The sequence below is a fragment of the Ruegeria sp. BH6 genome, assembly GCF_056538105.1.
In genome coordinates this window covers 233,100-247,506 of sequence record NZ_JBQFSR010000001.1, presented here as the reverse complement: position 1 = coordinate 247,506, position 14,407 = coordinate 233,100, and the positions used below count along the sequence as shown (strand labels likewise).

Annotated in this window: 14 protein-coding genes; 6 read left to right on the top strand and 8 right to left on the bottom strand. The window is 58.1% G+C overall.

The genetic code is table 11. The features are described 5' to 3' along the window. The first annotated feature begins 323 nt into the window (after positions 1–323). Positions 324–677: a hypothetical protein gene (locus ACR0B8_RS01230; RefSeq protein WP_170347997.1), complete on the top strand. Its 354-nt coding sequence runs from the start codon at positions 324–326 to the stop codon at positions 675–677. Positions 678–679: 2 nt separating this feature from the next. Here ACR0B8_RS01230 and ACR0B8_RS01225 read toward each other — a convergent pair whose 3' ends face one another. Then, on the bottom strand, positions 680–1,591 hold the full coding sequence (locus tag ACR0B8_RS01225; protein WP_170577353.1) for a glycosyltransferase family 2 protein: 912 nt from the start codon (positions 1,589–1,591) through the stop codon (positions 680–682). Beyond that, positions 1,575–2,915 (bottom strand): proline--tRNA ligase, encoded by a 1,341-nt coding sequence (proS, locus tag ACR0B8_RS01220; RefSeq protein WP_226688723.1) that lies wholly within the window; start codon positions 2,913–2,915, stop codon positions 1,575–1,577. Before proS ends, ACR0B8_RS01225 begins: the two co-directional genes overlap by 17 nt. A gap of 168 nt (positions 2,916–3,083) precedes the next feature. On the opposite strand from proS, the gene ACR0B8_RS01215 reads away from it, so the two are divergent. The 5 genes from ACR0B8_RS01215 to ACR0B8_RS01195 all read left to right on the top strand — a co-directional run bounded on the left by ACR0B8_RS01215 (position 3,084) and on the right by ACR0B8_RS01195 (position 8,871). Then, positions 3,084–4,448 (top strand): FAD-dependent oxidoreductase, encoded by a 1,365-nt coding sequence (locus ACR0B8_RS01215; RefSeq protein WP_226688816.1) that lies wholly within the window; start codon positions 3,084–3,086, stop codon positions 4,446–4,448. Further along, on the top strand, positions 4,448–5,422 hold the full coding sequence (locus tag ACR0B8_RS01210; protein WP_170360342.1) for an isopenicillin N synthase family dioxygenase: 975 nt from the start codon (positions 4,448–4,450) through the stop codon (positions 5,420–5,422). The genes ACR0B8_RS01215 and ACR0B8_RS01210 overlap by 1 nt, the downstream gene beginning before the upstream one ends. Before the next feature lie 91 nt (positions 5,423–5,513). Then, positions 5,514–6,587 carry an AI-2E family transporter gene (locus tag ACR0B8_RS01205; RefSeq protein WP_170360345.1) on the top strand — a complete coding sequence of 358 codons (1,074 nt, stop codon included), beginning with the start codon at positions 5,514–5,516 and terminating at the stop codon, positions 6,585–6,587. Beyond that, positions 6,588–7,277: an HdaA/DnaA family protein gene (locus tag ACR0B8_RS01200; RefSeq protein ID WP_480657912.1), complete on the top strand. Its 690-nt coding sequence runs from the start codon at positions 6,588–6,590 to the stop codon at positions 7,275–7,277. It abuts the gene before it with no gap. Between the two features lie 49 nt (positions 7,278–7,326). Further along, on the top strand, positions 7,327–8,871 hold the full coding sequence (locus tag ACR0B8_RS01195) for a Ppx/GppA family phosphatase (RefSeq protein ID WP_170360348.1): 1,545 nt from the start codon (positions 7,327–7,329) through the stop codon (positions 8,869–8,871). On the opposite strand, the gene ACR0B8_RS01190 is transcribed toward ACR0B8_RS01195, so the two are convergent. From ACR0B8_RS01190 to scpA, 6 genes are all read right to left on the bottom strand, one after another. Next, the gene (locus ACR0B8_RS01190; RefSeq protein WP_170347990.1) at positions 8,868–9,239 is read right to left on the bottom strand and encodes a hypothetical protein; all 372 of its coding nucleotides are present in this window, start codon (positions 9,237–9,239) and stop codon (positions 8,868–8,870) included. The genes ACR0B8_RS01195 and ACR0B8_RS01190 overlap by 4 nt on opposite strands. A 38-nt stretch (positions 9,240–9,277) precedes the next feature. After that, positions 9,278–10,255 (bottom strand): endonuclease/exonuclease/phosphatase family protein, encoded by a 978-nt coding sequence (locus ACR0B8_RS01185; RefSeq protein ID WP_170360350.1) that lies wholly within the window; start codon positions 10,253–10,255, stop codon positions 9,278–9,280. Between the two features lie 4 nt (positions 10,256–10,259). Continuing rightward, positions 10,260–10,940, bottom strand: a complete 681-nt coding sequence (locus ACR0B8_RS01180) for a molecular chaperone DjiA (RefSeq protein ID WP_170347988.1) — start codon at positions 10,938–10,940, stop codon at positions 10,260–10,262. A gap of 9 nt (positions 10,941–10,949) precedes the next feature. After that, positions 10,950–11,474, bottom strand: a complete 525-nt coding sequence (locus ACR0B8_RS01175; RefSeq protein ID WP_170409079.1) for a GNAT family N-acetyltransferase — start codon at positions 11,472–11,474, stop codon at positions 10,950–10,952. Next, entirely contained in the window at positions 11,471–12,073 is a 603-nt protein-coding gene (locus tag ACR0B8_RS01170) for a VOC family protein (protein ID WP_480657914.1), read from the bottom strand. The genes ACR0B8_RS01175 and ACR0B8_RS01170 overlap by 4 nt, the downstream gene beginning before the upstream one ends. 107 nt (positions 12,074–12,180) lie before the next feature. Continuing rightward, positions 12,181–14,307 (bottom strand): methylmalonyl-CoA mutase, encoded by a 2,127-nt coding sequence (gene scpA / locus ACR0B8_RS01165; RefSeq protein WP_170374428.1) that lies wholly within the window; start codon positions 14,305–14,307, stop codon positions 12,181–12,183. Between the last annotated feature and the right edge of the window lie 100 nt (positions 14,308–14,407).

Sequence of the window (14,407 nt, the reverse complement as noted above, 5' to 3'; positions counted from 1 at the left end):
TCAAGGTGGTTATGCGCGTCCCGCCCGGCGATAGGCAATCCTGCGACTTTTATTGGCATGGCCCAATACGAATCACCCTAGGTGTCGGGAAGCTCGCTCTGGCGAAAGGAGAGAGAAAAGATCCAGATTACACCCTTGGTTGTGACCCCCTTCACAGACAACCCCCAATTGTTTCAGCTATGAAGTCAATAGGGCCGTTGCGTGAGTTACTGAACTCAAAATGCAACATTGATTAAGCAATATTCTTTCGCCTTTTGCTTATTTTTTAAAACTTTGTCACCCTAGATGTAAGGGGGATATCATTTTTAGAGCGGGGGTCGCTCATGTTTGTAAAGAGTAATAAGGAATTGTTGGACCCGATTTTGGTCCGAAACGCATCTTCAGAACTGGATTGTGAAACAGCAGCATTGTTGCGCGCAGTCATTCGCCCTGTTTTCGATACAGCGGCAAGCTGGGCAAGTTTGACCGATATCCTGAAAGACAAAGGATACCGATTGGCGTTCCGTCAGGGGCGGCTGTGCATTACGGATCGCACGACCGATCAACGGGTTTGTGGGATACGCTTTCTAGGGTTCGAATACAAAGATCTGGTCAGACGTCTGGGCCGTCCGATTGTCGTTGCACGCGGCAACAGTGCGGATGGTGAAATTCTGACGGAACGACCGGAACCGCAGTGAACCTAGAAAGACCGCCAGAACTGAGCCTTGCGACGTAACGTCTTTGTCAGGCTGTAAAGCGCGGCACGCGCGATAGCAGGCTGCGATAGCGATTTCAGCAAAATGGCGCCTGAAACCCGAACCGGCAAATGGCCTTGCTTGTACCACCCAAAGCGCTGCGCGTCCGAGTACCCGGACAGATCGCAGAACTGACTGTAGTTTTTCAGCCAACATGCGGCCATTTCGGCCCCGGCAGCGTCTGTGTCTGCTGATACTCCACCGATCCGAAACAGTGATATTGGGGCCTGCAACCGCTGGCCGGAATGGCCAGACAGGATCATTCGCAAAACCATGTCATAGTCCGCGGCGATACGGAATTGCAGGTCGTGACCGCCCAATTCCTGAAACAACGCCCGTTTCAGGACCATCGCATTGTGACCGAATGGTAAGCGCTGCAAGATGGATTTCGGGGTTAGCCGACGGGCATGACGGCGGTTGCCCTCATCATCGAAAAAGACGGTTTCACCATACACAAAATCGGGCTTATCGGGCTCGATAGCTTTTTGCACCCTCAACAGGCTGTCAGGGTCTGCAATCAGATCGTCCGAGTTGAGAAACAAGACATACTCGCCGCGACACCGATCAACCGCCTGGTTCATCGCGTCATACAGGCTTTTGTCTGCCTCACAGAAATACCGCACAGGAATGGGGTCGCCCGACTTCGAGAATTTCTGAATCGTGTCTTTCAGCAGGTCCTGCGTTCCGTCATCGGATTGGCCGTCCCAGATCACATGCTCGATGTCACGGAGCTTTTGCGACTGCACGCTGTCCAGGGCGGCGAGGACTTGCACCTCGCGCCCTGCTTCGATCAGGTTCCGCGTAACGGTGACGACCGAGATCAGCGGCCGATGATCCTGTTCAGGCGATTTGCTCATAGATTTCGGCAACTTTCGTGACGGCAGCTTCGGGGCTCAACTCCTCGCTTTCACCGGTACGGCGGCAGGTCAGCTCAACGACGCCGTTTTTCAGACCCCGCGGCCCGACGGTGATACGCCACGGCAAGCCGATCAGGTCCATGGTGGCAAACTTGCCCCCTGCCCGTTCGTTGCGGTCATCATACAGCGGCTCAAGACCCAGTGCGGTCAGCGCGCCATAGAGTTTGTCGCAGGCGGCGTCAGCCTCATCATCACCCTGCTTGAGGTTTACGATACCGCAATGGAACGGTGTTACGCCCTCGGGCCAGATGATGCCCTTGTCGTCATGGCTGGCTTCGATGATCGCACCGATCAAGCGGCTGACACCAATGCCATGGCTGCCCATATGGACCGGCGTTGGCTTGCCATCGGGGCCTTGAACAGTCGCGCCCATCGCCTCGGAATACTTGGTTCCAAAGTAGAAGATCTGGCCCACCTCGATCCCGCGCGCCACACGGCGACGCTCTTCGGGCAACTGATTGAACAGCGCCTCGTCATGGGTTTCATCGGTACGGGCGTATTTCGAGGTGAACTCTTCCAGAATGGCCTGACACTGCGCCCGGTCGTCATAGTCGATCTGACGGTCGCCAAACGTCAGGTCAGTGACGGCGCTGTCATAGAACACCTCGGATTCACCTGTATCAGCCAGCACGAGGAATTCATGGGTGTTGTCTCCCCCGATCGGGCCGCTGTCCGCACGCATCGGGATCGCCTGCAGGCCCATGCGTTCATAGGTGCGCAGGTAGGTAACCAGATGACGGTTATATGCGTGCAGCGCGTCCTCTTTGGTCAGGTCGAAATTATACCCGTCCTTCATGTAGAACTCGCGCCCCCGCATCACGCCAAAGCGCGGGCGGATCTCGTCACGGAACTTCCACTGGATTTGGTACAACGTCAGCGGCAGGTCCTTGTAGCTGCTGACGTGGCCGCGGAAGATATCGGTGACCAGCTCTTCGGCCGTGGGCGTGAACAGCATATCCCGGTCATGCCGGTCCTTCATACGCAGCATTTCCTGACCGTAGTCATCATAGCGCCCGGATTCACGCCACAGGTCTGCCGATTGGATAATCGGCATCTGGATCGCGATATGGCCTGCGCGCGCCTGCTCTTCATGGATGATATTTTCCAACTTACGCAGAACTTTGAAACCCAGCGGCAGCCAGGAATAAATCCCGGCCGATGCTTGCTTGATCATCCCGGCGCGCAGCATCAGCCGGTGGCTGACGATCTGGGCCTCGGACGGGTTTTCCTTGAGAACGGGCAGAAAGTAACGGCTGAGGCGCATTGTATGACCTTCACGGGTGAGAATTCGACTTCAAAGGTCCTTATTCCAAAGCCCCGCCGGGGGCAATCGGCCATTGGTTATTTTGCGACCTCGGGACGGTCGGAATTTTGATTGACCCGCCAGCCAAGGTTTTCAATGGTGGCTAAAATGCAAACCCATGAGGCGCCGATGCAAACCATTCAGGAACCCACCCGTCAAATTCCCGTCGTTCATAAAACCGACGTTCTAGTCGTGGGCTCCGGCCCCGCGGGGCTGGCCGCTGCCTTGGCAGCAGCGCGCGCAGGGGCCGAAGTGTCTCTGGTCGACCGCTTTGGCTGCATGGGTGGCAATATCACCGCCGTGGGAGTCGAAGGATTTGCTTGGTACCGCCATGAGAAAACCGTCGAAGCAGGCGGCATTGGTCTGGAATTTGAAACCCGCGCCCGGGACATGGGGGCAGCGGTGCCAGAAAGCCAGTCGCTCAGCTATGAGTTGGACAGCGAAGGGTTCAAACTGGTTGCTGACAAGCTGGTCGAAGAGGCCGGGGTGCATCCGATGTTGCACCGTCAATTCGTTGCTCCAATCATGGATGGTGACCGGATCACCGGCGTCATCACCGAATCCAAAGCCGGGCGTGAGGCGGTTTTGGCCAAGGTAGTGATCGACGCCACCGGGGACGCGGATGTAGCCCATCGCGCAGGCGCGCCCACCTACAAGACCGCGCGCGAGGATATGATGGCCGCTTCGGTCATGTTCCATCTGGCAGGCGTCGACAAGCGCGCCTTCATGGAGGGCGTCAAGGCCGACCCGCAGACCTATAAGGACTGGGGCGGCGGTGGCGAGTGGAACATTGAAACCAGTGGCAAAGAGGACGACATGTTCTCACCCTTCGTCAAGAAACCGTTCCAGCAAGCCATCGAACAGGGTCTGATCCCACCGCATCTGAACACCATCGCCGGCACTTGGGGCGCGGTCCACGATACGGGTGAGCTGACTTATATGAACCTGATCCATATGGACGGGATAGACGGCACTGATCCCGACAGCCTGACCCGTGGCGAGATCGAGGGCCGTCGTCAATCGATGCTGGCCATCGAGGCGCTGCGCCGTTTCATGCCCGGCTGCGAAAACGCGCGTCTGCGAAATTTCGGCATGACCATCGGCATTCGCGACACCCGCAAGATCGATGCGATCTACAATATGACCGAGGACGACGCCCGGCATCAGGGTCGGTTCGAGGATACGATCGGCATCTATCCCGAATTCATCGACGGCTATGGCATCCTGATCCTGCCGACCACGGGCCGGTATATGCATGTGCCCTACCGTTCGATGCTGCCGAAAGGCGTTAAGGGGCTGCTGGTTGCAGGCCGGTCGCACGGGGCGGACAAGGTGGCCCATGCCGCCACCCGCAATATGTCCTGCTGTGCGGTCATGGGTCAGGGGGCCGGGATTGCAGCCGCCCTGTCGCTGAAAAGCAATCAGGACTTGCATGGGCTGAACCTAGCCCCGGTTCATGCTGAACTTGATCGCCAAGGCGTCAGGGTTCACTGATGGGTCGCATTCCCACAATCGACATCGCCCCGCTGTTTAATGCGTCCCATGCGGACTATGAGCATACCGTTCAGCAGGTCATGAGCGCCTGCACCGATATCGGTTTTTTGTCGATCACTGGAACTGACATATCCACTGACACGGTTCAAAACATGCGCGTCTGTGTGCAGGCCATCTTTGACGTTGAAGAAGGTGCCAAGTGGGATCAGGCCATCACCCGCGACAATTATCGCGGGTTCATCCCGCTGGGGTTCTTCACCCCAAATGACGGGTCTGGCAAGGCGGACAAATACGAAGGCTACAAGTTGCACCATGAGGTCGCCAGCGATGCGCCGATCCGCAATGATTGTGCCTTGTACGGCCCGAATGTCTGGCCGTCGCAGGTGCCAGACGCTCGCGGAATGATCCTTGACTACTGGTCCCAACTCGACCGCGTTGCAGATGCCTTGCTGGGTGCGTTGGAAACAGGTCTGGGCCTGCCCCCACGCCAATTGCGGGACGCTTTCCGCGACCCCATGACCAACATGACTCTGCTGCACTATCCTCCTCAAGCCCCCGATGAGGGCGGCTATGGCATTCATCCCCACAAAGACACCGATGCCTTGACCATCATCGCCCCTGACCCCGTTGGCGGGCTCGAGGTGCAAACCATGGACGATAGTTGGGTCAGCCCTGACTGCCCGCCGGGCGGGTTTGTCGTCAATATCGGGGATATGCTGGAGCTGTGGTCCGGCGGGCGGCTGAAATCTACGCCGCATCGGGTGGTGAATCGCTCGGGACAGGAACGCTACTCGTTTCCATATTTTGCCGTGCCCCGCCATGACGTGGTGGTTTCACCTCTGGTCGACCCCCTGCCCGGCTTTGAACGGCCCGCGGTACATTGCGGCCATTGGTCTGCGGAAATCTGGCGCACCAACTGGCCGGACGAGGCCGCCCATGACGCCACGCCTGAACTGGGAACGCTCAGCGATTAGCGCCCGGGAAATGTACGGGCGATGAAGCGCTTGCATCATGGGGCTGCATGCGCCAAGAACACTGGCAAGAGCCGAAAACAAGGGGACAGCCATGGCTTTGCCGGTGAAGGATCAGCTCAGGTACTGGGGCATAGCCGCTGTAGTTTTTGTGCTTCTATTGTGGGCACTTGGCGACGTTCTTTTGCCCTTTGTGATTGGCGGAGCAATCGCTTACTTCCTTGATCCAATTGCAGACCGGTTGGAAAACTTGGGGCTGTCGCGAATGGCCGCGACAGGGATCATCACCATTGTCGGCGTTCTGGGATTTGTGCTCATGGTGCTGATGGTGGTGCCCGCGCTGATTACCCAGTTGATCGATCTGGTCGAAGTTATGCCCAGTCTGCTTAAAGAACTGCGCGGCTTCATCGAAAAACAATTCCCATCCCTGCTGGATACCGAATCCAGCTCTCACCAATTCCTTGTGTCGCTGGGCGAGACGTTGCAATCCAAAACTGGAGACGTTCTGCAATCCGTCGCCGCTTCGCTGGGATCAGCCATCAACGTGGTGGTTCTGCTTGTCATCGTGCCGGTGGTCGCCGTGTATCTGTTGTTAGATTGGGATCGTATGATAGCCCGCATAGGAGAGCTGCTACCTCGTGACCACGCCCCAACGATCAAGCGGCTGGCGGGTGAGATTGACGATGTTCTTGCCTCATTCGTCCGCGGCATGGGAACCGTCTGTCTGATCCTGGGCACTTATTACGCCGTTGCGCTGATGATCGTTGGTCTGCAATTCGGCCTGATCGTGGGCTTCATCGCGGGGCTCGTGACATTCATCCCCTATCTGGGTGCCCTGATTGGCGGCACGTTGGCTATCGGCCTTGCGCTGTTTCAGTTCTGGGGCGATTGGCTTCATATCGGCCTGGTGGCAGGCATCTTCGCGCTGGGACAGGTGACCGAGGGCAATTTCCTGACGCCCAAGCTGGTTGGCAGCTCGGTCGGGTTGCACCCTGTCTGGCTGCTGCTGGCCCTGTCCGTCTTTGGTGCGCTGTTCGGCTTTGTGGGTATGCTGGTTGCTGTTCCGGTTGCCGCAGCGCTGGGCGTGGTCGCCCGGTTCCTGACCTCAATCTATCTGGACAGCCGCCTGTATACCGGCCTCGACGGGTTGAAGCAGGAAGACGAATAAATGGCCCAACAACTCAGCTTTGATCTACCGGCCAAAACCGCACTGGGCCGCGAGGATTTTTTTGTCTCGCCCGCCAATGCGCTGGCCGTTGCGATGATCTCGGCGACGTCGTGGCCCGGCAACAAGCTGGTCCTCAGCGGCCCTGCCGGGTCTGGCAAAACGCATCTGGCCCATGTCTGGGCTGCCGAAACCGGCGGGCGGATCATTCAGGCTCGCGATGTGCGGTACGAAGACGTGCCCGCCTTGGCCAACACTCCGATAGCGGTCGAAGATATTCCGATGGTCGCAGGCGACCTCGATCAGCAGAAAACCCTGTTTCACCTGCACAATCTGCTGCTGGCAGAAGGCCATGCGTTGTTGATGACCGGGCGGTTGGCGCCAAAGCTGTGGGAACTGCCACTGCCCGATCTGCAAAGCCGGATCGAAGGGGCGCATCACGTGGCGCTGGACCCACCGGACGATGCCCTTTTGGGGGCCGTTCTGGCCAAGCTGTTTGTCGACCGCCAACTGAATCCCGGACCAGACGTGATTGCCTATCTCGTCAAGCACATGGATCGGCGGTTCAAGACCGCAGCCGAGGTCGTAGCCCGGTTGGATCATCTGGCCTTGTCGGAAAAGCGGGAAATCACCCGCGCTCTTGCGATCCGGGTGCTAAACGCGGACATGACAGATGTCGCATCCGACAATTGACCCGCACACTGCGATTTCGCATTCTGCCACCCGAATATCTGGAAAAGACATGGATCAGATCGCAGAAGCCAAAATCCCGGACTGGGGATCGTTCGGCAAGCCCTTGTTCGACAACCCCGAGGCCCGCGCCCTGTCGCGGGTGGGCGTGGTCGACGTTGGATCGAACTCGGTCCGGATGGTAATCTTTGACGGGGCCGCGCGATCCCCGGCTTATTTCTACAATGAAAAGATAATGTGCGAGCTGGGTGCGGGCCTGTCGGAATCCGGGTTCCTTAACCCGCGCGGACGCAAGCGTGCGCTGTCCGCTTTGCGCCGGTTTCAGCAATTGGCCAATGATCTGGACCTACCGGGCCTGCATGTCGTGGCAACCGCTGCAGTGCGCGAAGCCAAGGATGGACCGGATTTTTGCAATCAGGTTCATTCGGAAACCGGTTTGACCGTTCAGGTCATAGACGGCGGCGAAGAGGCGCGCTTGTCCGCGCAGGGTGTGTTGCTGGGCTGGCCCGGGGCTTATGGCCTGATCTGCGACATTGGCGGTTCATCCATGGAACTGGCCGAGATTGGCGACGGTCAAGTCGGGCGCCGTCTGACCTCGGCCCTGGGGCCATTGAAACTACGCGATATCAAGGGCGGGCGGCGCGCGCGCAAGGCCCATATCAAGGCCACCATGGAAGAACTGCGGGATCAGCTGGGACCGCAGCGGGATCGCCTGTTTCTGGTGGGCGGCAGCTGGCGTGCTTTTGCACGTCTGGACATGCTGCGCCGTGGCTATCCCCTGAACGTGCTGCATGAATACCGGATGACCACAAAACAAGTCCGTGAGACCATAAAGTTCATCGAAAAAGGTGATCCGGATCAGCTGCGCAGTCAGGCGGGCGTGTCTAGTTCCCGCATGGCGCTAATCCCTTATGCGATGGACGTTCTGGCGCGGCTGATCCGCACTTTCAAACCCAAGGACATCGCGATCTCAAGCTATGGCATCCGCGAGGGGCTGCTGTACGAGCAAATGCCGCAGATCCTGCGCGACCGTGACCCGTTGATCGAAGCCAGCTACTTCTCCGAAGCCAAGGATGCCCGTCTGCCCGGATTTGGCAAACACCTGTTTGATTTTGTCATGCCGTTGTTCAAATCCGCTCCAGAGGCACGCGTGCGCCTGATCAAGGCTGCCTGCCTGCTGCACGACGTCAGCTGGCGCGCCCATCCCGATTACCGGGCCGAGATCTGTTTCGACAATGTCACCCGCGCCAATCTGGGCGGATTGAAACATTCTGAACGGGTTTTTATCGGCCTCGCCCTGCAACACCGTTATCGCAACAAACGCGAGGGCAACCGGTTCGAGCCGCTTTACAAACTGCTGGACGAGAAAGGTCAGAAACAGGCTGAAATTCTGGGCAAGGCCATGCGCTTTGGCGCCATGCTGTGGATGCACCACGATGTCAAAATGGGCACGCTGCGATTCTATCCCAAAAAGCGTCAGCTTGAACTGCGGCTGCCCAATGCCGCAGAGCCATTGTTCAGTGAGGTGGCCGAAGCGCGCCTGAATTCCTTGGCGAATGCCCTAAAGTCAGAGGTTCACGTCACTATCCGAGGTTAGATTTCCGTCGCTCCGTCGGCTTCTTCTTCGATTTGCTCGGGCTCTTCTGGTTGATCCTCAGGCTTTTTGCGGATGATGATATCCCCATTGGGCAATATCTCAGGTGCTTCATAGGCGCTCCAGTCCTCGATCTCACCCGCCAGTTCGGCCAGGGCTGGGCCCATCTCTTCAAAGAATGACTGCATTGCTGGGCCAAATTGGCTGACCAGCCCCTGCAAGTCTTCCAGCGCGGGTTCCATTTCCTTGCGCAAACCTTCAAAGAACAGCTCGGCCCCCTGCTCCATCAAGGATTTGCCAGTATCTTCCTCGGCCTGTGCGGGCAAGGCCAGCGCGACCGATAACGCGCAGATCGCAATGAGATGTTTCATGTCAAAGAATATAAGCAGAGCCTTCCGTCGAAAAAAGGTCACAACGCGATATCCAGAGTAACGGGGAAGTGGTCGGACGCGGTCAACAAGGCCTGATGCAAGTCCTCTGACGCACGAAGGCCTGCGTCTTTGAAAGGGTGCCAGATACGCCACGCCGGACGTTTGGCGCGCAGGTTTTCACTGACCATGATGTAGTCCAGCAGCGCCTCAAGATACCGCCCACCCTCGCGGGCAAACCGGGCGGTTGACGGCTCTGCGTCCGTCCCCGCGGCATGCGGGTCAAACAGTCCGGCCTGCAGCAGAATTTCGACCGAGGATCGGCCAAACAGGTGTTCAAACTCATCCAGCCCCGGCCCATCGTTCAAATCGCCCAGCAGGATGACCTGTTCCTCGGCCTCGACATGCGCTTTGACACGCCGAGACAGCCACACGGCCTGCGCCAGTTGCTTGCGGCGATTCGCGATCGAGATGCGGATCGCCTCATCCCGCGATCCCGCCCCGTGCGGGGCCTTGGATTTCAGATGCGCCCCGATCAGGCGAAGCTGCGCGCCGGATCGGATCTGCACCGCCAGTTCCATCGGGGGTTTGGAAAAACGCACAAGATCCTCGGTCGCATCGATATCGAGGTCGATATGGAACACGTCGTCGAACCTGGGGGCCGCATCGTTGCCCGCAACCGGGTCGTGCCGCGCTTGCAGCACATTCGGATCGTAAAGCAGCGCCAGCTCTTGATGGGTATCGTTGGGAAACCCCATCACCGCGTGTGAGGTGCGCAGATCAAACGCCTCGGCAAAATTCTGCAAAGCACGGATGGTGTCCTGCGATTTCCCGGAATTGGGGGCTTCGACAATCAAAACTGCATCCGCGTCAATTGCCGTCAGAACCTTGGCGATGGCCTCGACCTGCTGCGCTTTGGTGACGTTGTGACGACCGGACCAGCGATCATTGACGACCAAATTATCATTGCGGTCAAACAGGTTGGCGAACCATTCTATATTGTAGGTCGCCAACCGCATTCGCCTACGCCTGTGCGCCGTTGATCTCGTCCCAGGCGCGGTTGATGTCGATCATCTTTTTCTCGGCCAGACGGATGGCTTCCTCGGGCACGCCGCGGGCCATCATCGCGTCGGGATGGGTATCACGAACAAGTTGCCGCCAGATCTTGCGGATTTCAGGCAGCGGCATGTCGTGCGGCACTCCCAACACGGTATAAGGGTCATTGGGTGCGTCAGGCACAAACCGCGCGCGCAAGGCCATGAACTGCGCGTCGGTCTGACCAAAAATGCGGCTGACCTGTTCCAGAAATTCGTTCTCGTTCGGGTGATAGAACCCGTCGGCCATGGCGATGTGAAACAGCCCCTCCATCAGGTCACACAGCGTGGTGCTGTCATCGGCAAACATGCGGGCAATCTTGCGGGCATAGTCCTGATAACCGGCAACGTCCGTCCGGGCCATGTCGAAAACACGTGCGGCACCGGCCTCATCATCGCGGGCAATCTGGAAGACATCGCGAAAGGCGGTGACCTCATCCCGCGTCACCTGCCCGTCAGCCTTTGCCATCTTCGCACCCAGCGCGATCACGGCAATTGCAAACGCAACCGAGCGTTCCGGCGGCGTGCGCAGTTTTTCAAATACGTCCGTAAGGCTTTCACCCTGGGCAAGCGCACTTAGCGCATCGGATATGCGGGTCCAGATCGACATGGGCGCACCCTAGCGTCCGAAATCGCGACTGTCAGGTACGACAGGTGGGTCAGAGGAAATAATTTTCTGCATCAGCACAAGATCCAACCGTTTGCCCCATTTGAATCCAACCTCTGGCATGTGCCCCACTTGCTTAAACCCCAGCGCCGCGTGGAATGCGACCGCCCCAGGATTCGCCGAGGATATCCCGGCCACCAGCACATGCACACCTTCCACCCGGGCGGCGGTCTCAAGCGCCGCCATCAATGCCCTCCCAACCCCTTGCCCCCGCGCATAAGGGGCCAATTGGATCGTAAGCTCGCGGCACTGCGCATAACCTGGCCCGGAGCGATATGGGCCGTAGGTGGCAAAACCCACAACTTGCTTGCCTTTTCCCGCAACCCAATAGCCGTCCCCACGAGAAACGATATCCTTGGCGATGCTTTCGACGCTGCGCTCATCCGTGGTGAAGGTCACAAGCGTATCGCGGATGATCGTGTTGGTTATTTCCGCGATTGAGGCGGCGTCCGCGACCTTTGCGCGCCGTATTTTCATTCCAGCACGCGGGGGCCATGCGGGGTTTCGAACTCGGCCCGCAAGGCGGCCGGACCGGTATCGAACACCACGGTTTCCAGATTACCCAGCAACCGCGCCAGATCCAAAGCGTCAGGATGAAAGACCACCAAACGTCTCAGGCGGCATCCACTGTCTTGCAACATACGTGCCGGGTGTAGATCGCCGTGCCATTGAATGAGCGCAGGAAATAGATTGTCGAATGGCAGCCGCCCGTTGGGCGGGACCGCCATTTGCCACCTCAGCGCGCCTCGGGTCAGGTCAATTGGTTGGCCTACGCCATCTGGGAATATGGACAGTGCGGCCTGGATATCTGAGACCCGGCATATCCAGTTTGTTAGGCGCGGCTGGCCAGAAAATCGATCCAGATCGAACCACCGTGTGCGCTTTAGTTTTGGTGCCTGCGGATCAATCGCGATGGCCTCGAGATAGAGCTCATCCCGCAAACCCAGTAACCGGTTGTGCGTGCGGAAAGCATCATGTTTACCGCCCGCCTGCAGTGGCACTCCCAATGCCTGTTCGATATGGGCCGAGGCTTCTTCCAATGTCTCGCCCGCAACGGCCAAATGATCCAGTAACACGTGCGCTGCCTCCAACAAAAAACGACCAGATCCTGATGGATCTGGTCGCATGTTTTCGCCAACGGCGGTGAATCACAAGATTTTTCGGCGAAAAATCTTGGCTGGCCTCAGCCTTTTGCTTCTCGGATCAGACGCAGGATATCCTGCGCGGCCTCGGGGATATTGGTTCCCGGACCAAAGATCGCCTTCACGCCATGGTCATAAAGGAACTGATAATCCTGCTGCGGGATCACGCCGCCACAGATCACAATGATGTCCTCTGCCCCGGCTTTCTTGAGTTCCTCAACCAGTTGCGGCGCCAGTGTCTTGTGCCCCGCGGCCTGCGAGGAAATGCCAACCACATGCACATCGTTATCAACTGCGTCTTGCGCAGCTTCGGCAGGTGTTTGGAACAACGGGCCAACGTCCACGTCAAACCCGATATCGGCAAAGGCTGTGGCGATGACTTTGGCACCCCTGTCATGCCCGTCCTGCCCCATCTTGACCACCAGCAAACGGGGGCGACGGCCTTCGGCTTCGGCGAACTCCTCAATGGATTTCTGGATCGCAGCAAAGCCCTCATCACCTTCGTAAGCCGCGCCGTAGACACCGGCCAAAGTCTTCACCTCGGCGCGGTGGCGGCCGAATTCTTTCTCCATTGCCATGCTGATCTCTCCTACGGATGCGCGGGCGCGGGCGGCCTCGACCGCAGCAGCCAGCAGGTTGCCACCCTCGCGGGCGGTCTTGGTCAGTGCGTCCAGCGCTTGTTGGCACGCAGCTTCGTCGCGGGTGGCGCGAATGCGTTCCAGACGTGCCACCTGAGCCTCACGCACGGCGACATTGTCGACGTCCAGGATGTCGATCGGATCTTCCTGTTCCTTGCGGTATTTGTTGACCCCGACGATAACCTCGTCACCCCGGTCGATCATCGCCTGACGACGGGCGGCGCTTTCTTCGATCCGCAGTTTCGGCATGCCCGAGGCTACGGCCTTGGTCATACCGCCCATTTCCTCGACTTCTTCCATCAATGCCCAGGCCTTTTCGACCAGTTCATTGGTCAGGCTTTCGATGTAGTAGGACCCGGCAAGCGGATCGACCACATCGGTCACGCCGGTTTCTTCCTGCAGTACCAACTGAGTATTCCGCGCGATACGTGCCGAGAAATCGGTGGGCAGCGCAATCGCCTCGTCCAGCGCGTTGGTATGCAGCGATTGGGTACCGCCCAGAACCGCACTCATCGCCTCATAGGCGGTGCGGATCACGTTGTTGTAAGGGTCCTGCTCTTGAAGCGACACACCAGAAGTCTGGCAGTGGGTGCGCAGCATCTTCGACCGCTCGGATTTTGCTCCGAACTCGGTCATAACCCGGTGCCACAAGGTGCGTGCGGCACGCAGTTTGGCAATCTCCATGAAGAAGTTCATGCCTATGGCAAAGAAAAACGACAGGCGTCCAGCGAATTTGTCCACATCCATCCCGGCCTGCGTTGCGGCGCGTACGTATTCACGCCCGTCCGCCAAAGTATAGGCCAGCTCCTGCACCAAGTTCGCTCCGGCTTCCTGCATGTGATAGCCGGAGATCGAGATCGAATTGAATTTGGGCATCTCATTCGACGTGAATTCAATAATATCCGAGATGATCTTCATCGAAGGATCGGGCGGATAAATATATGTGTTGCGCACCATGAACTCTTTCAGAATGTCGTTCTGAATAGTCCCCGACAGAACGGATTTGTCGTGCCCCTGCTCTTCGCCCGCCACGATAAAGCTGGCAAGGATGGGGATCACCGCACCGTTCATCGTCATCGATACCGAGACCTTGTCCAACGGGATGCCATCGAACAGGATTTTCATATCTTCAACGCTGTCGATGGCCACACCAGCCTTGCCGACATCGCCAACCACGCGCGGGTGGTCACTGTCATAGCCCCGGTGCGTCGCCAGATCGAAAGCAACCGAGACGCCCTGTTGGCCCGCAGCCAGATTGCGGCGGTAAAAAGCGTTCGATTCCTCGGCCGTCGAGAACCCGGCATACTGGCGAATTGTCCACGGCCGCCCCGCATACATCGTCGCCTTCACTCCGCGCGTAAACGGACCGAAACCGGGCAACGATCCCATATGCGGAAGATTGGCAGTGTCCTCCTGCGTATAGAGCGGTTTGACGTCGATGCCTTCCAACGTCTCTTTCGTCAGATCCTCCAACGGACGCCCGCGCAGCTCTTTTTCGGCTAGCGCGTGCCAGTCTTTCGTATCGGTCATAGCGATATCCTTTTTTTAATTCGGGTCGCGCTGGGGCCTGGCCTGCGCGTTGTGGTGTTCGGACGGGTTGGTTCAGACAGCGCTTTACGCAAAATTTTGA

Coding starts and splice junctions, on each gene's coding strand:
- ACR0B8_RS01230 (WP_170347997.1), top strand. CDS start 324: ATGTTTGTAAAGAGTAATAAGGAATTGTTGGACCCGATTTTGGTCCGA.
- ACR0B8_RS01225 (WP_170577353.1), bottom strand. CDS start 1,591: ATGAGCAAATCGCCTGAACAGGATCATCGGCCGCTGATCTCGGTCGTC.
- proS (WP_226688723.1), bottom strand. CDS start 2,915: ATGCGCCTCAGCCGTTACTTTCTGCCCGTTCTCAAGGAAAACCCGTCC.
- ACR0B8_RS01215 (WP_226688816.1), top strand. CDS start 3,084: ATGCAAACCATTCAGGAACCCACCCGTCAAATTCCCGTCGTTCATAAA.
- ACR0B8_RS01210 (WP_170360342.1), top strand. CDS start 4,448: ATGGGTCGCATTCCCACAATCGACATCGCCCCGCTGTTTAATGCGTCC.
- ACR0B8_RS01205 (WP_170360345.1), top strand. CDS start 5,514: ATGGCTTTGCCGGTGAAGGATCAGCTCAGGTACTGGGGCATAGCCGCT.
- ACR0B8_RS01200 (WP_480657912.1), top strand. CDS start 6,588: ATGGCCCAACAACTCAGCTTTGATCTACCGGCCAAAACCGCACTGGGC.
- ACR0B8_RS01195 (WP_170360348.1), top strand. CDS start 7,327: ATGGATCAGATCGCAGAAGCCAAAATCCCGGACTGGGGATCGTTCGGC.
- ACR0B8_RS01190 (WP_170347990.1), bottom strand. CDS start 9,239: ATGAAACATCTCATTGCGATCTGCGCGTTATCGGTCGCGCTGGCCTTG.
- ACR0B8_RS01185 (WP_170360350.1), bottom strand. CDS start 10,255: ATGCGGTTGGCGACCTACAATATAGAATGGTTCGCCAACCTGTTTGAC.
- ACR0B8_RS01180 (WP_170347988.1), bottom strand. CDS start 10,940: ATGTCGATCTGGACCCGCATATCCGATGCGCTAAGTGCGCTTGCCCAG.
- ACR0B8_RS01175 (WP_170409079.1), bottom strand. CDS start 11,474: ATGAAAATACGGCGCGCAAAGGTCGCGGACGCCGCCTCAATCGCGGAA.
- scpA (WP_170374428.1), bottom strand. CDS start 14,307: ATGACCGATACGAAAGACTGGCACGCGCTAGCCGAAAAAGAGCTGCGC.